Genomic DNA, 18158 nt, shown 5'->3' on the forward strand with positions numbered 1-18158 from the left:
CGGAAGCGCGGGATAAAATATAGAAAGCCTCCCGGCGTTGTCAAGAAATCGCCTCCGGGCGCGGCCCGCGCGCCGTGGCGTGATCGGGGCCGCGCCGAGCCGCGCTTCCCGCTCTTTCCAGGGCGTTTCGGGGACAAAACGGCGCGGCCGATTCCCTCCCGGAAGTTGCATCCCGCCTCCCAAATCCTATATTTGTTCCGCGGAGATTCGGGCCGGGGACCCTGGCGCGATTCGTGTGCCCTGCGTTAAGATGCCCGCGCCTTCGCGGAATGCGCGCCCGTGACCTGCCCGGACGCGATTCGATGAGGGTCCCGCGGTGGGGAAGCCCGCATGCCAGTTTCGAAATCGCGCGCCAGGGGGCCGGCGGTGATTCTCTCGGTCCTCCTGGCGCTCTCCTCCCTTCCGGCCGGCGACGGGCGCCCCGAGCCTTCGCGGCCCAAAGTCTCCGCTCCCGAAGAAGCGCTCTACGAACAGGCCCTGGGCCACTACCGCTCCGGGCGGTTCCCCGAGGCGGCGGCGCTGCTCGAGAAGGGCAGGCAGCGATATCCGCGCAACGCCGGGCTCGCCGCACTGCTCGGCTGGACGCGGCTGCGTCTTGCCGATCTCCCGGGCGCGCGGGCCGCGTTCGAGTCGGTCCTTTCCGCCGAGCCGCGATCGGCGGACGGCCGGACGGGCCTCGGCTTCGTGGCGCTGCGCCAGAAGCGGATGGCGGAGGCGGAAGCGAATTTCCTGAAGGCGGTGCAGCTCGATCCGCAGAGCGGCGAAGCGTGGAAGGGCCTGGGGATGGCCCGCCGGAGCCGCGACGATCGGAAGGGGGCGCACGAAGCGCTGGAGCGCTCCGTCGCGTTGAACCCGCAGGACGCCGAGGCCCGGGCGCTGCTGGCGCAGGTCGCCGGCCCTGACGGGATCCTGGAAGAGCGGCGCGCCCGCCGCCAGGCCTCGGAAGGCAAGCCGGTCGTCCTGGTTTCGAGGGTAGGCAAGGGGAGGCTCGAAGTCCGGGAGCGCGGCGAGTTCGTCCCCCTGTTTCTCAAGGGGATCAACCTCGGCACCGCCCTGCCGGGGAAATTCCCGGCGGAGTTCCCCGACGATCCGGCGCTCTACCGCCGCTGGTTCGACCAGATGGGAGAGATGGGCCTGAACACCGTGCGGCTCTACACGCTCCATCCCCCGTCGCTGTATCGCGCGCTGAAAGAGCATAACGAGGAGCGTCCCGATCGGAAGCTCTGGCTGGTCCAGGGGGTCTGGACCGAATTGCCCGAGGACGACGACTACGACGGCGAGCGCTTCATGGAGGGTTTCCGCGCCGAGATCCATCGCGTCATCGACGCCGTGCACGGCAATCTGGAGGTTCCCTCCCGTCCGGGCCACGCGCATGGAGTTTACGACGCCGATCTCTCGGGCGATCTCCTCGCCTACCTCTTGGGACGGGAGTGGGAGCCCTACTCCGTGGTCGCCTACGAGAAGCGCAAGCCGGCGCGGCCGGCCCATTCCGGCGACTACGTCAGGACTTCGCCTCAGGCGCGCCCCTTCGAGGCGTGGCTCGCGTCGATCTGCGATCTGACGGCGCGCTACGAGACCGAGCAGTACCGGGTGCAGCATCCGATCGGCTATGTCTCCTGGCCGACGCTCGATCCGCTGCGCCACCCGACCGAGGCCACGGCACGGGAAGAGACGGCGATCCGCAAAAAGCGCGGCGAGAAGATGTCGGAGCCGATCCTCGAATACGACAACGACGCCGTCGACATCGATTCCCTGCACCTCGCGGCCACCGAGAAATTCGCGGCAGGATTCTTCGCTTCCTACCACGCCTATCCCTACTATCCGGAGTTCATGGTCCTCGATCCCGATTACGGCAAGGCGCGTGACGCCGAGGGGCCGAGCCATTACTTCGGCTATCTGAAGGATCTCAAGGCGCATCACGGCGATCAGCCCGTCGTGATCGCCGAGTTCGGGGTCCCCACCTCGCGCGGCATCGCGCACCTGCAGCCGGAAGGCCAGCATCACGGCGGGCACAACGCCGTGGAGCAGGGGAAGATCGACGCGCGGCTGTTCCGGGACATCCACGACGCCGGCCTGGCCGGGGGAATCCTGTTCTCGTGGATGGACGAGTGGTTCAAGCGCAACTGGCTGGTCATGCCCTTCGAAGCACCGCCCGAGCGTAAGCCGTTCTGGCTCAACGCTCTGGATGCCGAGGAGAACTATGGCATCCTGGGCGCCTATCCCGGCCGGCGGGGCTGGAAGATCGTGCTCGACGGGAAGGGAGAGGACTGGGCCTCCGTGCGGCCGCTCTATATAGATGATGCAGCCCGGGCAGGCGAAAAAACGACGAAACAGGGCTTCCACCGCTTGCGCGGATTCCGCGTGACCTCGGACGAGGCCTACATCTACATGAGGCTCGACCTCGATGCCGGATCGGGCGCGCCGGACTGGTCGGCTTCACAGTACTGGGTGGGAATCGACACCTACGACGCGCAGCGCGGCGATCACCGGTTTCCCAATCCGGCGAACGTCACCACCCCCGCCGGGATGGAGTTCCTGCTGCAGATCGCCGGAGAGAAGAGCCGCCTCCTGGTGAGCCGTCCCTACGACCTGTTCACCAACCGGAACCGGCGGCCCTACCGTTCCGTCGAAGGGCATCGAGGCGACTTCATCGAGATCGAGGTGTTCACGAACCGGGATCGGTATGGCCGGGACGGCACCTACTTCCCTCCCCAGGGTTACAGCCGCAGCCCGCTGCGGCGCGGATCGCTCGATCCCGCGTCGGCCGATTACGACACCCTGGCCGATTGGATCGAAAGCCCCGCCGGCGACCTGATCGAAGTGCGGATCCCGTGGGGACTCCTCAACGTGACCGACCCCTCGTCGCACCAGGTGGTCCACGAGGAGGCGCCGCGCACGGGGCTGGTCGCCACGCGCCGGACCGAAAGCTTCCGGTTTCACCTGCTCTCGCTGCAAGGCAAGGGAGGCGCCTGGAGCGTGGTGGATCGCTTCCCGCGGGAAGCGCGGCCGGCGCTCGCGAGCTTCCCCACGTTTCGCTGGCCCGGCTGGGAGGAGCCGACGTACCACCTGAGGCTCAAGGAAGGCTACGGTATTCTCAAAGAGGCGCTCAAGGACATTCCGGAGCATGACGATGCGAATTAGGTGGCTCCCGGTCCTGCTGCTCGCCGCCTCCCTCGCCGCGCCGCCCGGTCTCGCGGCGGGCGATCTGAAATCCCAGGCCGAGGAGGCTTTCCGGAACGACCGGTACGCCGAGGCGATCGAGCTCTACCGCAAGATCCTGGCGGACTCCCCGAGAGACACCTTCGCGCTCAAGCGCCTGGCGCTGGTCCTCTCCTGGGAGAACCGCCTCGACGAGTCGATCGACGCCTATGGGCGGCTGCTGTCGATCGATCCCTCGGACGACGAGGCGAAGCGGGAGCTGGCCAAGATCGAGTCGTGGGACGGGCGCTTCTCCGATTCGGAAGAACACTACCGGAGCCTGATCCAGACGCACCCCTCCGACGCCTCCCTCAAGCTGAGCCTGGCGGAAATCCTCGGCTGGCAGGGAAAGATGAAAGAGGCGCGGGCGATCTACCAGCCTCTGATCGACGCGAAGGACCACGCCGTCGAGGCGGCGGCCGGAATGGGCGACGTCGCGGCGTGGGAGGGCAAGCTGGAGGAGGCCGCCCGCTGGTACCGCCAGGTGCTGAAAGCCGATCCCAACAACGAGAAGGCGAGCGTCGGGCTCGCCCGCGTCCACCACGAGCAGGGCAAGGATCGGTTGGCGGTGATGGAAGTGGACCGGGCGGTGGAGAAGTTTCCGAAGAGCCGCGAGGCGAAGAAGGCACTTCGCGAGATCCACGATCCCCTGCGTTCCTTCCTGACCGCCTCCTTCGACCGGATCCTCGACACCGATTCGAACGACCTGAAGATCGGCCGGCTCGATTTCAACGTCCATCCCGATCCCCAGACCACCCTGGACGTCGTGCTGTCGCACTACGATGCCGCCTTCCGGTGCGACGTCGCGGGCCATTGCCCGGGCGCGGTCGTGAACCGGGACGCCGACACCCAGGGCGACTCGCTGACCCTGGTCTACGGCACGCGCTTCAGCGACATCCTGTTTCTCAACGGCCGGATCGGCGCCGACCGCCAGGAAAGCTTTGACGGCGACGACCTGACCCGCCTGGTGGGCGGGGCCTCCTTCGACGTCTACCCGATTCAGAACATGGGCTTCGGCGGCAGCGCCAGCCGCGAATCGCTCTTCGACACCGCCCGGCTGATCGACCAGCACCTCCGGCTGCACGCCCTCAACGGCCGGTACGACTGGCGGATCACGCCGCGCTGGCGCTGGCGCGTGAGCGCCCAGCACGCCTGGTTTTCGGACGACAACGAGCGGAACGTCGGCGCCACCTCGCTCGAGTGGATCGTGCCGCTGCCCCGGCCGCGCCTCCGCCTCACCTATGCCTCGCGATGGCTCGCCTACGACAAGGATCTCGACGACGGGTACTTCGATCCGCGCCGCTTCTGGGCCAACCTTCTCACCGCCTCCGTCGCCGGCGATTTCCATCACCGGAGCTTCTACTACTCCGCGGACGTGACGGGGGGGTTCCAGACCATCAACCGCGGGAATCGGGACTCCGTCTTCGGCTTCGAGCTGCTCGGGGGATGGAACGCCGCCCGCCACCTCGCCTTCGAGGCCACCTACGGCAAGACCAACTACGCCCAGCAAATCGCGACGGGCTTCGAAAGCCATCACTACGGCTTCCTCCTGAAGATCATCTTTTGAGGGAGAGAAAGGACTTTTTCCGATGAGCCACCCGAAAATCCTGGTCGCCGACGACGACAGCACCATCCGACGCTTCATCGTCACCCTGCTCGCCGATCGAGGCTATGAGATTCACGAAGCGGTCGACGGGGAGCAAGCCTTCAAGGTGGCGGAGAGCGTGAAGCCCGACCTGATGCTCCTGGATCTCATCATGCCCTACCGCGACGGCTTCGACGTCCTGTACGACCTCAAGCACGATCCCGCGACGTCGGAAATCCCGATCATCATCATGTCGGTGAAGGACCGCGAAGAGGAGATCGTCAAGGGGCTGAACATGGGCGCCGAGGACTACGTCGTGAAGCCTTTCAACTCGCTCGAGCTGGTGGCCCGGGTGAGGAAGATTCTGGAGCGGGAGAACCGCCGGGCGGGGTGAAGCGGTGGAGAACATGTCCGAGATTCTCATCCGGGCGCTCTGGATCCTGGGCGGCGTCCTGTTCTTCCTGTCGATCTACATCATCGCCAACAAGGCGCTGCGGGAGACGACGGAGCGGCGGGTCGCCTGGATGCGCGGCGAGCTCGAGCCGAAGGTCCTGGAGTACCTGAACGGCAAGGGAGAGCGGCTGGGCGCCGTGCTTCCTCCCCTCGGCCGGACCGAGCGGCGGGTGGTGGAAGAGGTGCTCCTCGACAACGGGCGGTTCCTCAAGGGGAACGCCCGCGATCGGATCACTGCCGCGTGCGAGGATCTGGGCTACGTGCGGGATCGGACGCGCCAGCTCAAGAGCTCCCGCTGGTGGAGGCGCGCCGAGGCCGCCGAGAAGCTCGGCACGATGAAGAGCCCGAAGGCCACCGCGGAGCTCATCGCCCTGATGCGCGACGAGATGCCCGAGGTCCGGATGCGGGCGGCCCGCGCCCTCGGACAGTTGGAGACGCGCAGCAGCGTCAAGCCCCTCATAGGGACCCTCCAGGATCCCAACCGGTGGTCGGCGCTGCGCATCGCCGACATCCTGGCCGGGATGGGGCCCGAGGCGGCCGACGAGCTGGTCGAGAGCTTCGCCACCCTTCCGGCCAAGGCCCGCGTGGCGGCCGTCGACTGCCTGGGGCGCGTGAAGAGCCACCGCGCCGCGGGGCTGCTCATCAAGCTCCTGTCGGATCCCGACCGCGACCTCCGCGCCCGCGCAGCCCATTCCCTCGGCCTGATCGGCGACCCGAACTTCACGCCCGACCTGCAGAGGGCGCTCAAGGACCCCGCCTGGCCGGTGCGGGCCATGGCGGCCAAGGCCCTCGGGAAGCTGGGGCGCCCCGAGGCGGTGGCGCCGCTCTTCGACCTCCTCAAGGACCGTGAGTGGTGGGTGAGAATCAACGCGGCCGAAGGGCTCCGGTCGATGGGCGACCGCGGCCTCGCCGCTCTGGTGAACGCCATCGACTCCGAGGATCGCTACGCCCGCCACGCCGCCGTGGCCACCCTGGAAGGGGCCGGCGTGCTCGATCAATACGTGGAGAAGCTCGTCTCGGCGGACGAGCAGGAGCGCGAGGCGGCGCTGACTCTCATCCGGAAGATCGTGGCGGCGGAGCGCACCGACCACCTGATGCAGGCGGCGTCGCGGCATGCCCAGGAGAAGGTGCGGGAGCAGCTGGCGCGCCTTCTCGCCCCCGGCGACGTGAAAGTGCAGGTGAAGGCGTGATCTTCCTTTCGCTCTTTCTCTCCATCGACTGGCACCAGCTTCTGCTGCAATCGGTCGTCGGCTTCAACCGCTACGTCCTCTATTATTTCCTCACGCTCAACACCGTCTACCTGCTGCTGTTCATCGTCTCGCTCTTCGAGGTGGTCCGCTTCGTCCGCCGGACCTTCTTCTCGGACTACCAACAGATCCTCAAATCCGAGATGACCTGGCCGATCTCGATCATCGTTCCGGCTCACAACGAGGAGCGCGGCATCGTGGAGACGGTCCGGTCGCTGCTGCAGCTCAACTACGGCGAGTTCGAGGTCCTGGTGGTCAACGACGGATCCAAGGACAACACCCTGGAGCGGCTCGTCCGTGCCTTCGACTTGAGGAAGACCGACCGGATCTACCGGCGGACCCTGCCGACGGCCCGGGTGAGGGGCATCTACGCGTCGCTCGAAGTCCCGAACCTGGTCGTCGTCGACAAGGAGCAGGGGGGGAAGTCCGACGCCCTCAACACCGGCATCAACCTCTCCCGGTACCCCCTCTTCTGCTCGGTGGACGCCGACTCGGTCATCGAGGAGAACGCACTGCTGCGCGTCGTCAAGCCCTTCATGGAGCATCCGGAGGAGATGGTGGCGGTGGGCGGCATCGTCCGAATCGTCAACGGCTGCGAGGTGCGGGACGGCCGGGTGGTCCGCATCTCCCTGCCGCGCAAGGCGCTGCCCGTGTTCCAGGTCGTGGAGTACTTGAGAGCCTTCCTCTCCGGGCGGATCGGCTGGAGCGTCCTGCGGTCCCTGCTCATCATCTCCGGGGCCTTCGGGCTGTACAAGAAGAGCGACGTGGTGGCGGTGGGCGGCTATGATTCCTTCACCGACACCGAGGACCTGGAGCTGGTCGTGAAGCTCCACGAGCACCTCAAGAAGCAGAAGACCAAATACCGCATCGTCTTCGTCCCGGATCCCGTCTGCTGGACCGAGGTCCCGGAGCGGTTCAAGACGCTCCTCTTGCAGCGCAACCGCTGGCATCGCGGCATGCTCCAGTCGTTCTCCCGCCACTGGCGGATGCTCCTGAACCCGCGTTACGGCGTCATCGGCACCGTGGCCCTCCCTTACTTCCTGCTCTTCGAAGTGCTGGGGCCGTTCGTCGAGGTGCTCGGCTACCTGAGCGTCATCCTCGCCTACTTCCTCGGGATCCTGAACATGGAGTTCTTCCTCCTCTTCCTGCTCGTGGCCATCTTCTACGGGGTGTTCCTGTCGATCGCGGCGGTCCTGCTGGAGGAGATCTCCTTCCGACGCTATCCCGCCTGGGAGGACCTGGCACGCCTCATCTGGTACGCCGTCTGGGAGAACCTCGGCTTCCGCCAGCTCCTCGCCCTGTTCAAAGTGAAGGCCTTCTTCGACTTCATCCTCCGCCGGCGGCGCTGGGGAGAGATGGGCCACCGCGGCTTCCAGCCGGCCGCCCCGGTGGCCTACCGGTAAGAGGAGGCAGAGGCCTCCCTTCAGGTGCCGTTGGCCGTGCCGCTGCGACCGGCATCGACCGCCGGCGCGCGGCATGCGGCTCCCGGGCTCCTGCCTCATTCCATCACTTGCCCATGGAAATCCCGGCCCTCGATCGGCTACATTATCGGGCGCTCCGAAGGGTCGCGCTGCAGTCGGGGACGCCTTCGGCGGCGACAGCCCAAGGTTTCCGCGACGACCTCGCGCCGGAATTGGCGGCGCGACGGCATGGGAAAGGTGGCAACGGGCCATGGCGAGATTGATCGACGCCCCGAAGGTGATCGAAGCCGCCGGGAACAAGCCGAAGCGGATCGAGGAGTTCATCGGACGCGTCAACAGCGGCACGGCGGCGGTGAGCGTCGCTCGGATGAAGAGCCCCCCGGGCTGGGAAGAGCCGGGGCAGACGCCGGAGTTCGATGAGTTCACCCTGGTGCTCGCCGGCTCCCTGCGGGTCGAGACGAAACAGGGGTTTCTGGAGGTCGGGGCCGGCCAGGCGGTCGAGACGCGCGCCGGAGAATGGGTCCGTTACAGCACTCCCGAAGGGGCGGAATACGTGGCGGTCTGCATCCCTGCCTTTTCCCCGGCCACGGTCCACCGGGACTCCTGACTCTTCCCGCGAATTCAATTCGTGAAACCGCTGCTCATTCCGCGTCGCGGCGATTGCCCCGGACCGCCCCCTCGAAGTATATTCAGCGCTCCCCCAAAGCTCGAAAGGCCTGATTCAAGGCGATCTGGGCCCAATTCCCCCCGGGGGCGGAGCGGAACGTGGAAAAAGTGAACCTGGCGGAAAAGCTCGGACAGTTTGCCGAACACTGGCAGCCGAAAATCGTCGGCGAGCTCGATGGGTTCATGATGAAGCTCGTCAAGTTCCAGGGCGAGTTCGTCTGGCACAAACATGATAGAGAAGACGAGCTGTTCCTGGTCCTCGAGGGCCGCCTGTCGATGCGGCTCCGGGATCGGACGATCGACCTGGAGTCCGGGGAATTCCTCATCGTACCGAAAGGAGTGGAGCACCTTCCGGTCGCCGAGAAGGAGGTCCACGTGCTTCTCTTCGAGCCCTCTTCTACCCTGAACACCGGCAACGTGCGCAACGCGCGGACCATCGACGCGCCCGAACGGATTTGATTCGAACCCTGACCAAGGAGGAACCGGCCATGCCCAAGTACGTCATCGAGCGCGAGCTTCCCGGGGCGGGAAAGCTCACCCCGGAGCAGCTGCACTCCGTCGCCCAGAAATCGTGCGGTGTCATCCGGGAAATCGGCCCGCAGATTCAATGGATCCAGAGCTACGTCACCGACGACAAGATCTATTGCGTCTACATCGCGCCGGATGAGGATACGGTCCGCAAGCACGCCCAGATGGGCGGCTTCCCGGCCAACCGTGTCTCCCAGGTCCGGGCGATCTTCGACCCGACGACTTCGGAGTAAGGGGGCCGCTGCGAGCGATTCGCGGTTCGCGGCGCCGGGGCCGCCACCCTCCCGGCGGCGACCTGGAGATAAGAGAGGCAGGGCGTTGAAGCGTGGATGCCGACATCCTGAATGCCATCTTCATCCAGACCCTCGCGTCGATCGCGGGGGTCTTCATCGGGGCCCTGGCGGCGCTCGCGATCGATCATCACAACACGCGGAGCCGCCAAAGACGTCGCGCCCGAACGCTCACCCGGATCCTGACCCAGGAGCTGACGGAGAACTACCAGACGCTGAAGGCCGTGCAGCCGGCCTTTGAGAAGACGAACTGGGGAAAGAGCTTCTACCTCAGCACGGTGGCTTGGGAGACGGCCCTCGCGAGCGGCGATCTGCCGGAGATTCTCGGTTACGACCTCGCCGACACCCTGGCGGTGCAATATGGATGGCTGTCGCGCATCCGCTACTACGTCGACCTGCTGACCCGTCTCTGGCTCGCGCCTCAGGGGATCCACGGCTACGAGGAGATCCGCTCCGGCTTCCGGAGCGCCATCCTCTCGGCGATAAAGGAGGCCCTGGAGGGGCACCAGCGAGTCATGGAGCGCATCGGTGACGGAGGGCTCGCCGGGAGCAGCTCGACATGACCGAACTCCCCATCGCCTGCACGCTTTCGGGCGTCGCGCGCCAGGAGCGCGGCGAGAAGCTCGCCCGGATTCTGGCGCGCGTCGAGGAGTCGCGACGCCTCGACGAAGGACTGGCGCTGCGCTTTCCGGGAGGCGATCCGGTTCTGGAGGAGGTCTCCGAGCTGATCCGCCTGGAGCGGCAGTGCTGCGCCTTTCTCACTTTCCGCCTGACGGTCGAGCCGGGAGGCGGCCCCATCTGGCTGGAGCTGTCCGGGCCCTCGGGGACCGGCGCCTTCCTCGAGGCGGAGCTGGGGATGTACTTGTAGAACCCTGAAGGTAGGGAACCTGGACGCGTGCTGAGCGGGTTTGCGGCGAGCATCTCTGCAGAAGCGATGTGGGGGGTGGAGAATGGCGATGCAGTCGACCACGAGCCTGGTCCTCGGCGGCGGCATGGGCGGGCTGGCCACGGCCCGGACCCTGCGCGGATTGCTGCCGGCAGAGCACCGCATCACCGTCGTCGACGCGGCAGCCGACTTCTCCGTTGGGGCGACGAACATCTGGCTCGCGACCGGGAGGGCCCGGCGCGAGGAGCTGGCCCGGCCGAGGGAAGCGCTTCTCCCCGCCGGAGTCGATCTCGTCGAAGCCGCGGTGACGCGGGTCGATCCCGCAAGCGGCGAGGTCGAGACCAGCGCGGGCCGGCTGCGCGGCGACTACGTCGTCATCGCCCTCGGGGCGGACGTCAGCATGAAAGCGCTTCCGGGCCTGGACTCGGCCGAGACGTTCTACACGCAGGACGGGGCGGAACGGCTCGCCGCCCGGCTGCGGGACTTCGCGGGAGGCGACCTCGTCCTCCTGATCCCGCGCCTGCCGTTCAAATGCCCGGCGGCGCCCTACGAGGCCGCCTTCGTCATCGAGCGCCTGCTCGGCGAGCGAGGGCTGGCGGAGCGCTCGCGGATCAGCATCCACACCGTCGAGGAGACGCCGCTCGGGGCGGCCGGCCCGGAGGCGGGCAAGCGGCTGCGGGAAGCGCTGGCCGCGCGCGGCATCGAATTCCATCCGGGCAGGAAAGTTTCGACTATCGATCCGGGGCAGCGCGGCGTCCTGTTCGAGGACGGGACCCAAGCGCGCTTCGACCTCTTGATCGCCGTCCCCGTCCACGAGGCGCCGCGCGCCGCGCGCGACTCGGGCCTGACTTCCGAGACGGGCTGGATCCCGGTCGATCCCGGGACCTTCCGGGTGGCGTCGCGCCAGGGCCCGGTTCCCGTCTACGCCGTCGGCGACGTGACGGTCCTGCCTCTGCCCGGCCGCTTCCGGCCGGATCGCCCTCTGGCGCTCCCGAAGGCGGGAGTCTTCGCGGAAGCCCAGGGAAAGGCCGTGGCGCGGGACATCGCCGCCCGGGCTCTCGGCGGAGGATCGCCGGAGCGCTTCGACGGGAAGGGATACTGCTTTCTCGAGACGGGCGGCGGCGAGGCGATGAAGGTGGAAGGCTCGTTCCTCGATCTGCCGCATCCGGAAGGGCGGCTCTGCGAGGCCGATGCGGCGACTCACCAATTGAAACGGGACTGGGTGGATCGATGGCTGACCGGAAGGATCTGAACCCTGGCGACCTGCAGGAGTTCCGCGACACGGGCCGTCGCCTCATCGACCTGCTGGCCGACTATCTGGAGCGGGTGGACGATCGGCCGGTCTTTCCCCGTGTCGATCCGGCCGCGCTCGCCCGCCTGTTCGACGAGCCGCTGCCGCGCCGCGCGACGCCACTGCCGGAGATCGTTGCCGAGCTGGAGGAGAAGCTGCTGCCTTACTGCACCCACGTGAACCACCCCGGCTATTTCGGGCTGATCACGCCCACGCCGGCGCCCGCCGGGATTCTCGGAGATCTGATCGCTTCGGCGCTCAACCAGAACGTCGGCGCCTACGTCATCGGCCCTTCGGCGACGGCGCTCGAGCGGCAGACGATCCGCTGGCTGACCGATCTCGCGGGGTACGACTCCGGAAGCGGCGGGAACCTCACCAGCGGCGGGACGATGGCGAATTTCATCGGCTTGAAGCTGGCGCGCGACTGGGCGTCGGGAGACGCCGCGCAACACGAAGGGGTGACCGGCCGGTGGGCCGCCTACACCTCGGAGGAGCGCCACGTCTCGGTGGACAAGGCGGTCGACGCCGTCGGGATCGGCCGGTCGGGGTTGCGCATCCTGCCGACCGACGATCAGTTCCGTATCCGGATCGAGGCCCTCGAGGCGGCCCTGGCCGAGGATCGGAAGAAGGGGATCCGGCCGATGTGCATCATCGCCATGGGCGGGAGCACGAACACCGGGGCGGTCGATCCGCTCTCCGACCTGCGGCGCATCGCCGACCGGGAGAAGGCGTGGCTGCACGTCGACGCCGCCTACGGCGGCGGGATGCTGCTGTCGCAGAAATACCCGGGCCGCCTGGCAGACCTCGCGCTGGCCGATTCGATCGTCCTCGATCCCCACAAATGGTTCTACGCGCCGCTCGACGCGGGAGCGATCCTGGTCAAGGACGAGACCCGTCTGACGCGCTCCTTCGGCCTGCAGCCTCCGTACCTCACCGATCCGGCCGACCGGGGGGAGCAGTACAATTACTACGTCCATGGCTTCGAGCAGTCGCGGCGCTTCCGCGGGCTCAAGGTCTGGATGGGGCTGAAGCGCTACGGCGCCGCCGAGCTGGGGCGCTGGATCGACGGCAACGTGGACCAGGCGTTGCGCCTGTACGAGGGCTGCCGGAGCACTCCCGATTTCGAGGCGGCGGTGAAGCCGCCGATGTCGGCGATCTGCCTGCGATACCGGGGCGGCGAGATCGACGAGGATCGCCGCGCCCGGCTGCACGCGGAGGTCGCCCGGCGCGTCGTGGACACGGGAAAATTCTGGATCTCGACGACGATTCTCAAAGGGCGCTGGTGGTTCCGGATCAATCCGGTCAACTTCCGCACCCGCGACGAGCACGTCGACGCCCTCTTCGATCTCTTACAAGCGGAGTGCGAGCGCTCGCGGCTCGAGACAAATTGACTCTGGAAGTCGTAAGCCGCAGCAGTCTCGGTCCGGCGGGCCGTGGTTTCCAAGACTCGATAGATCCTCTGGAGCGCAATCCATGATGGACGTGGAAAATCGGCAGGGCATCGCCATCCTGCGGCTCCGGCACGGCCGGGCGAACGCGCTCGACGTGGAGCTGTGCCGGGCCGTCCTGAAGTTCTTCGAGAAATCGGCAAGGGGTCCCGCGGCGAGCGTGGTGGTCACCGCCGAGGACGGGATCTTCTCCGCGGGGGTCGACCTCCTGCGGGTCCTCGACGGCGGCGCACGCTACGTCCGGGAGCTGCTTCCGCTGCTTCATGATTTCTGCGAGACGATCTTCAGCTTCCCCCATCCGCTCGTCGCCGCGATCAACGGTCACGCCGTCGCCGGCGGATGCATCTTCGCCTGCATGGCCGATCACCGCGTCATGGCGCGCGGCTCCGGCCGGATCGGCGTCCCGGAGCTGTCGGTCGGCGTGCCGTTTCCGCCGGCCCCGCTCGAGATCATGCGGTTCGTCCTCCCGTCCCAACACCTGAGCCGGGTCATGTATGGCGGCGCCACTTACGATCCCGAAGAGGCGCGGGAGTTCGGCCTGGTGGATGAAGTCGTGGCGCCGGAGGAGCTGTTGGATCGCGGCGTCGCCGCGGCACGCCGTCTGGGGGAGGTCCATCCCGAGACGTTCAGCCTGACCAAGTCGCAGCTGCGCGCTCCGGCGCTGGAGCGGATGCGCGCCGGCCAGGATGAAATCCAGCAGGTCGCCGAGGAGATCTGGACCACGCCGGAGGCGCTGCGGCGCATCCGCGCCCACGTCGACCGCACCTTCGGCGGGAAGAAAGGATAGCGGACGCATCCAGGAGGTCGTAGTGGCACCCCGCTCGTCGTCAAAGGACGATCCCAGGCAGGCCAGGAGGCAGGTGAAAACCTATCTTGCGTCCTTGCCGCCCGCCGCCCGAAGGCGCCTGACGAAGCTGCGCCAGGCCATCCGCGCCGCGGCCCCCGGCGCCGTCGAGAGCTTCGGCTACGGAATCCCTGCCTTCCGGCTCGATGGACGGCCGCTCGTCTATTACGCTGCCTGGAAACATCACACCAGCCTCTATCCGATGACGGCGGCGATCCGGCGCGCCCACGCCGGCGAGCTGAAAGGTTACGGGACCTCCAAGGGAACGATTCGGTTTCCTCTCGCCGAGCCGCTGCCGGCGGATCTCGTCAGGCGGCTCGTCAGAGCGCGTATCGTCGAAGTGCGAACGAGGGCCAAGCGATGAGCGCGCGTGAGAAAACACGCGAAGTGAAGATCACCGAGGCCTCCGAAGCGGACCGGGAAACCGTCCTGTTCCTCGTGGAGCGCCTCCTGAAAGAGCTGGAAGACAATCCCGAGGAGTTTCAGGGGGTCGACCCGGCGAAGGTGCTCCGGGATCTCGATGCCGCGCCCGAGCGGTTCACCGCCTTCCTGGCGCGGGACGGCCAGGACGCCCCGATCGGCGTGGCGACGGTCGTGGAGACGTTCGCGATCTACGCCGGCGGCCACTACGGCGTGATCGATGAGATGTACGTCGTCCCCGACCGCCGCGGCGAGGGCATCGGCGAGAGGCTGCTGGAAGCCGTGAAGGAGCACGGGCGCCGGAGAGGCTGGCTCCGCGTCGACGTGACCGCCCCGCCCGAAAAGCGTTGGAAGCGCACGGTGAAGTTCTATGAAGCCGCCGGCTTCGTCTTCACCGGACCGAAGCTCAGGCACAAGCTGCGATGAGCAAAACCACTCTGAAGATTCATCCGGCCACCGAGTCGCGCTGGGCCGACCTGGAGGCGCTGTTCGGCGAGCGCGGTGCCTGCGGCGGTTGCTGGTGCATGGTCTGGCGCCTTCCGAGGAAGGATTGGTTGGCCGGAAAAGGGGCCGGGAATCGCCGGGCGCTGAGGAAGCTCGTCCGCCACGGCGCAAGCCCGGGAGTCCTGGGTTATCTCGGAGAGGAGGCGATCGCCTGGTGCTCGGTGGCGCCGCGCGCCGATTACGTATTCCTGGCCAATTCCCGCGTCCACAGTCCGGTCGATACGGAGCCGGTCTGGTCGGTCTCGTGCCTCTTCGTCAAGAAGGAGCACCGGCGGCACGGCATCTCCGCGCTGATGCTCCAAGGCGCCGTCGAATTCGCGGCGCGGCATGGCGCGCGAATCGTGGAGGGCTATCCGGTCGTCCCGGCCATGATGAAGATGCCGGATCCCTTCATCTGGACCGGCACTCCCGCCGCCTTCACGGTGGCCGGCTTCAAGGAAGTCCTGAGGCGCTCGCGCAGCCGGCCGATCATGCGTGTGACGATCCCGCCGAAGCTCCGAGGCCGGAGAGTGAGTGCCGCGCGTGGCCGCGCCTCCGCCCCTTGAGATCCCCGAAGCTCTTCGCGACGCTCTGCGAGCCTGCCGGCACGTCGTCGTCCTGACTGGCGCCGGAATGTCGGCCGAAAGCGGTCTGCCGACTTTCCGGGAGCCGCTGACGGGCCTCTGGGCGAAGTACCGTCCCGAGGAGCTGGCGACCCCTCAGGCTTTCCGCCGCGATCCGCGCCTCGTCTGGGAATGGTACGAATGGCGCCGCGGGCTGGTCGCGGGGGCCGACCCGAATCCGGGCCATTACGCCCTGGTGGAGCTGGAGCGGCGCGTCCCGAGCCTGACCCTTCTGACCCAGAACGTCGATGGACTCCACGCGCGCGCCGGCAGCCGGGACGTCGTGGAGCTGCACGGCAACATCGGCCGAAGCAAGTGCTTCGATCGCCACCATCCGGCGGCGACCTGGTCCTCGCAGGGCGCGGTCCCGCCTCGCTGCGGACAGTGCGGCAGCCTCCTCCGGCCCGACGTCGTCTGGTTCGGGGAGAGTCTTCCCGTCGCGGCGCTGCAGGCGGCGCAGCTCGCTCTCGAGGAGTGCGATCTCTTCCTGTCGATCGGAACCTCGGGAAGCGTCCAGCCGGCGGCCTCGTTCTCCTTTCACGCCCGCGCCGCGGGGGCGCGCGTCGCCATCATCAATCCGGAATGGCAGGGGCCCACCGACCCGGAGGATTTCCTCCTGCGCGGCCGCTCGGGCGAAGTCCTGCCGGCCCTCGTCCGCTCGGCCTGGCCGGAGAGGGAGAGGGCGCAGTGAACTGTCGTTCGCGGAGCGGGTAAAATACTTCCGAAGGAGAAGGCCATGTTCCGAAACGCCGTCGTTCGGCCTCCGGGTCCCGATTTCCTCCGGGGGATCACGACCTCCCGGCTCGGACCGCCGGTCTACGAGAAGGCCCTCGCCCAGCACCGCGCCTATTGCGAGGCGCTGGAGCGCTGCGGGCTCAGCTTGACGCGCCTCGAGCCCGATCCGCGGCATCCCGACGGGACGTTCGTGGAGGACGCGGCGATCGTGACCCCGGGCGTCGCCGTCCTCACGCGTCCCGGATCCGAAACCCGGCGGGGCGAGGTGGCGAGCGTCGAAGCAGCTCTGGCGCGTTTCTATCCGAAGCTGGAGCGGATCGTCCCGCCCGGCACCCTCGACGGCGGGGACGTGTGCGACGCCGGCGACCGGTTCTTCATCGGCCTGTCGGAGAGGACCAACGAGCCGGGCGCGCGCCAGCTCGCCGCGTTCTTGGAAGAGGAGGGCCGCCGCTGCACCCTCGTCGACATCCGCGGCACTCCGGGAATCCTCCACCTGAAAAGCGGTCTCGCCTTCCTGGGCGAGGGGCGCCTGGCGGTCATCGAGGCTCTGGCGGAACGGGAAGATTTCCGCGGCTTCGAGATCCTCCGCATCGCCCCGGGTGAGGAATATGCCGCCAACTGCGTACGGGTCAACGACGCGCTCCTCGTCGCCGCCGGGTTTCCCCAAACCGAGCAGCGTCTCCGCCGCATGGGCTGCTCGGTCGTGCCGCTGGAGGTGTCGGAGTTCCAGAAGATGGACGGAGGCTTGAGCTGCATCTCGCTGCGCTTCTGAGACCCGCGGGAATCGTCCGGAACTGCGTTCGGGTCACCCTCGCCCGTCGCCGCGGCCTCTTCGCCCTGCTGCTCGCCGCGGGGCTCGGTCTCTTGATGGCGAGGGCTGGCCGCGTCGCGGCCGGCACGGAGCGCCTCACGGGCAATCCCTGGCAGAAACTCGAGCGCGGACTGGAGCTGGGGACTTTCCCGGCGCCGCGGCCGTCGGAGTGGGGAGACTCGCTCATCCGCGTCCTGCGCATCGATCCGGCGCGCTTCGAGCTGCGGCTTTTGAACGCCTCGGCCCCCGGGCAGGGACGGCCGCTTCCCGCCAAGGAATGGTGCCGGCGCAACGGCCTCGTCGCGGCGATCAACGCCAGCATGTACCGCACCGATTATCGGACGAGCGTGTCGCTCATGCGGACGGGCGATCACGTGAACAACCCATCGCTTTCGAAGGACAAATCGATCCTCGCCTTCGACCCGCGCGTCAACGGCGTGCCCCCCGTCACCATCCTGGATCGCGAGTGCGACGACTTCGATGCTTTGAAAAGGCGCTACCAGAGCTTCGTGCAAAGCATCCGCATGATCTCCTGCAAGGGCGAGAACGTCTGGAGCCCGCAGCCCCGGAAGTGGAGCACGGCGGCCATCGGCACGGACCGCAAGGGGAGGATCCTCTTCATCCACGTCCGCTCGCCCTACTCGACCCACGATCTGATCGAGATGCTCCGGGCCCTCCCCTTGAGCCTCACCCGCGCGATGTACTCCGAAGGAGGCACCGAGGCGCAGCTCTACGTCCAGGGCCCCGACCGCGACTACGAGTTCCTGGGCGCCGCCGCGGCCTCGAGCGGCAAGGAATCCCAAATCCAGGTCGCCTGGCCCATCCCCAACGTCGTCGGCATCGCGCGGAAGCAAGCTGGGTCACGCTGAACGACGTCGAATGGACGAGACAACATGACTCTATTGGCCCGGCTGGATCCCTCTACGTATTCAGATGATCAGCTTGTCGGGGTCGCGGCTGTTTCGCAAGGAGAACTGCCAGATCCCGTGCCGGATGAGCGGTGGCAATACATCCCGGAGCGTGTGTGGAGTCGGATCCAACACCTTGGCTCGGCGTACGAACTCCACTTTGCGGCCCTGGTGGAGCCTGTTAGCAGGCTGCGGAACAATAGCGATTTGAGAGAGTTCCTCTTCTCTCCAGCATGATCTCGGAGTCCCGATGAGTCCTATCCGTCAAGATCGTGTTGATGATCTCGCTTCGAGCCAAGCGGGCGAGGCGTGGCGAACGAC

19 protein-coding genes are annotated in these 18158 nt (G+C 67.3%); all 19 read left to right on the forward strand.

Going from position 1 to position 18158, the window contains the following annotated elements; translation table 11 throughout:
- Positions 1–330 precede the first annotated feature (330 nt).
- The 19 genes from VGR67_16100 (at position 331) to VGR67_16190 (ending at position 17798) form a co-directional block, all read left to right on the forward strand.
- Positions 331–3141 carry a tetratricopeptide repeat protein gene (locus VGR67_16100; GenBank protein ID HEV8337933.1) on the forward strand — a complete coding sequence of 937 codons (2811 nt, stop codon included), beginning with the start codon at positions 331–333 and terminating at the stop codon, positions 3139–3141.
- A complete protein-coding gene (locus VGR67_16105; GenBank protein ID HEV8337934.1) occupies positions 3131–4765 on the forward strand; it encodes a tetratricopeptide repeat protein in 1635 nt (544 codons plus the stop codon). Before VGR67_16100 ends, VGR67_16105 begins: the two co-directional genes overlap by 11 nt.
- Positions 4766–4787: 22 nt before the next feature.
- A complete protein-coding gene (locus tag VGR67_16110; protein ID HEV8337935.1) occupies positions 4788–5177 on the forward strand; it encodes a response regulator transcription factor in 390 nt (129 codons plus the stop codon).
- 13 nt (positions 5178–5190) lie between these two features.
- Positions 5191–6426, forward strand: coding sequence for a HEAT repeat domain-containing protein (locus tag VGR67_16115; GenBank protein ID HEV8337936.1), 1236 nt, complete (start codon positions 5191–5193; stop codon positions 6424–6426).
- On the forward strand, positions 6423–7886 hold the full coding sequence (locus VGR67_16120; GenBank protein ID HEV8337937.1) for a glycosyltransferase family 2 protein: 1464 nt from the start codon (positions 6423–6425) through the stop codon (positions 7884–7886). The genes VGR67_16115 and VGR67_16120 overlap by 4 nt, the downstream gene beginning before the upstream one ends.
- 268 nt (positions 7887–8154) lie before the next feature.
- Complete coding sequence (locus VGR67_16125; protein HEV8337938.1) at positions 8155–8511, forward strand: cupin; 357 nt, start codon at positions 8155–8157, stop codon at positions 8509–8511.
- 158 nt (positions 8512–8669) lie between these two features.
- Entirely contained in the window at positions 8670–9029 is a 360-nt protein-coding gene (locus VGR67_16130; GenBank protein HEV8337939.1) for a cupin domain-containing protein, read from the forward strand.
- Between the two features lie 29 nt (positions 9030–9058).
- The gene (locus VGR67_16135; GenBank protein ID HEV8337940.1) at positions 9059–9331 is read left to right on the forward strand and encodes a DUF4242 domain-containing protein; all 273 of its coding nucleotides are present in this window, start codon (positions 9059–9061) and stop codon (positions 9329–9331) included.
- Between the two features lie 92 nt (positions 9332–9423).
- Positions 9424–9951: a hypothetical protein gene (locus tag VGR67_16140; GenBank protein HEV8337941.1), complete on the forward strand. Its 528-nt coding sequence runs from the start codon at positions 9424–9426 to the stop codon at positions 9949–9951.
- A complete protein-coding gene (locus VGR67_16145; GenBank protein ID HEV8337942.1) occupies positions 9948–10256 on the forward strand; it encodes a hypothetical protein in 309 nt (102 codons plus the stop codon). Before VGR67_16140 ends, VGR67_16145 begins: the two co-directional genes overlap by 4 nt.
- 88 nt (positions 10257–10344) lie before the next feature.
- The gene (locus tag VGR67_16150) at positions 10345–11526 is read left to right on the forward strand and encodes an FAD/NAD(P)-binding oxidoreductase (protein HEV8337943.1); all 1182 of its coding nucleotides are present in this window, start codon (positions 10345–10347) and stop codon (positions 11524–11526) included.
- Positions 11505–12956, forward strand: coding sequence for an aminotransferase class I/II-fold pyridoxal phosphate-dependent enzyme (locus VGR67_16155; protein HEV8337944.1), 1452 nt, complete (start codon positions 11505–11507; stop codon positions 12954–12956). The genes VGR67_16150 and VGR67_16155 overlap by 22 nt, the downstream gene beginning before the upstream one ends.
- Positions 12957–13038: 82 nt before the next feature.
- The gene (locus VGR67_16160; GenBank protein HEV8337945.1) at positions 13039–13800 is read left to right on the forward strand and encodes an enoyl-CoA hydratase/isomerase family protein; all 762 of its coding nucleotides are present in this window, start codon (positions 13039–13041) and stop codon (positions 13798–13800) included.
- 73 nt (positions 13801–13873) lie between these two features.
- The gene (locus VGR67_16165) at positions 13874–14221 is read left to right on the forward strand and encodes a DUF1801 domain-containing protein (protein ID HEV8337946.1); all 348 of its coding nucleotides are present in this window, start codon (positions 13874–13876) and stop codon (positions 14219–14221) included.
- Positions 14218–14703 (forward strand): GNAT family N-acetyltransferase, encoded by a 486-nt coding sequence (locus VGR67_16170; GenBank protein ID HEV8337947.1) that lies wholly within the window; start codon positions 14218–14220, stop codon positions 14701–14703. Before VGR67_16165 ends, VGR67_16170 begins: the two co-directional genes overlap by 4 nt.
- A complete protein-coding gene (locus VGR67_16175) occupies positions 14700–15326 on the forward strand; it encodes a GNAT family N-acetyltransferase (protein HEV8337948.1) in 627 nt (208 codons plus the stop codon). The genes VGR67_16170 and VGR67_16175 overlap by 4 nt, the downstream gene beginning before the upstream one ends.
- Positions 15295–16074 (forward strand): NAD-dependent deacylase, encoded by a 780-nt coding sequence (locus VGR67_16180; GenBank protein ID HEV8337949.1) that lies wholly within the window; start codon positions 15295–15297, stop codon positions 16072–16074. Before VGR67_16175 ends, VGR67_16180 begins: the two co-directional genes overlap by 32 nt.
- A 45-nt stretch (positions 16075–16119) precedes the next feature.
- Positions 16120–16890 (forward strand): N(G),N(G)-dimethylarginine dimethylaminohydrolase, encoded by a 771-nt coding sequence (locus VGR67_16185; GenBank protein HEV8337950.1) that lies wholly within the window; start codon positions 16120–16122, stop codon positions 16888–16890.
- Between the two features lie 95 nt (positions 16891–16985).
- Positions 16986–17798, forward strand: a complete 813-nt coding sequence (locus VGR67_16190; protein HEV8337951.1) for a phosphodiester glycosidase family protein — start codon at positions 16986–16988, stop codon at positions 17796–17798.
- Positions 17799–18158 lie beyond the last annotated feature (360 nt).

It is taken from the genome of Candidatus Polarisedimenticolia bacterium, assembly GCA_036004685.1.
Lineage (GTDB): Bacteria > Acidobacteriota > Polarisedimenticolia > Gp22-AA2 > AA152 > DASYRE01.

Bases quoted from the DNA above. Each gene is read 5' to 3' on its own strand.
- VGR67_16100 (HEV8337933.1), top strand. From the start codon at position 331: ATGCCAGTTTCGAAATCGCGCGCCAGGGGGCCGGCGGTGATTCTCTCG.
- VGR67_16105 (HEV8337934.1), top strand. From the start codon at position 3,131: ATGCGAATTAGGTGGCTCCCGGTCCTGCTGCTCGCCGCCTCCCTCGCC.
- VGR67_16110 (HEV8337935.1), top strand. From the start codon at position 4,788: ATGAGCCACCCGAAAATCCTGGTCGCCGACGACGACAGCACCATCCGA.
- VGR67_16115 (HEV8337936.1), top strand. From the start codon at position 5,191: ATGTCCGAGATTCTCATCCGGGCGCTCTGGATCCTGGGCGGCGTCCTG.
- VGR67_16125 (HEV8337938.1), top strand. From the start codon at position 8,155: ATGGCGAGATTGATCGACGCCCCGAAGGTGATCGAAGCCGCCGGGAAC.
- VGR67_16135 (HEV8337940.1), top strand. From the start codon at position 9,059: ATGCCCAAGTACGTCATCGAGCGCGAGCTTCCCGGGGCGGGAAAGCTC.
- VGR67_16145 (HEV8337942.1), top strand. From the start codon at position 9,948: ATGACCGAACTCCCCATCGCCTGCACGCTTTCGGGCGTCGCGCGCCAG.
- VGR67_16150 (HEV8337943.1), top strand. From the start codon at position 10,345: ATGCAGTCGACCACGAGCCTGGTCCTCGGCGGCGGCATGGGCGGGCTG.
- VGR67_16155 (HEV8337944.1), top strand. From the start codon at position 11,505: ATGGCTGACCGGAAGGATCTGAACCCTGGCGACCTGCAGGAGTTCCGC.
- VGR67_16160 (HEV8337945.1), top strand. From the start codon at position 13,039: ATGATGGACGTGGAAAATCGGCAGGGCATCGCCATCCTGCGGCTCCGG.
- VGR67_16170 (HEV8337947.1), top strand. From the start codon at position 14,218: ATGAGCGCGCGTGAGAAAACACGCGAAGTGAAGATCACCGAGGCCTCC.
- VGR67_16175 (HEV8337948.1), top strand. From the start codon at position 14,700: ATGAGCAAAACCACTCTGAAGATTCATCCGGCCACCGAGTCGCGCTGG.
- VGR67_16185 (HEV8337950.1), top strand. From the start codon at position 16,120: ATGTTCCGAAACGCCGTCGTTCGGCCTCCGGGTCCCGATTTCCTCCGG.
- VGR67_16190 (HEV8337951.1), top strand. From the start codon at position 16,986: ATGGCGAGGGCTGGCCGCGTCGCGGCCGGCACGGAGCGCCTCACGGGC.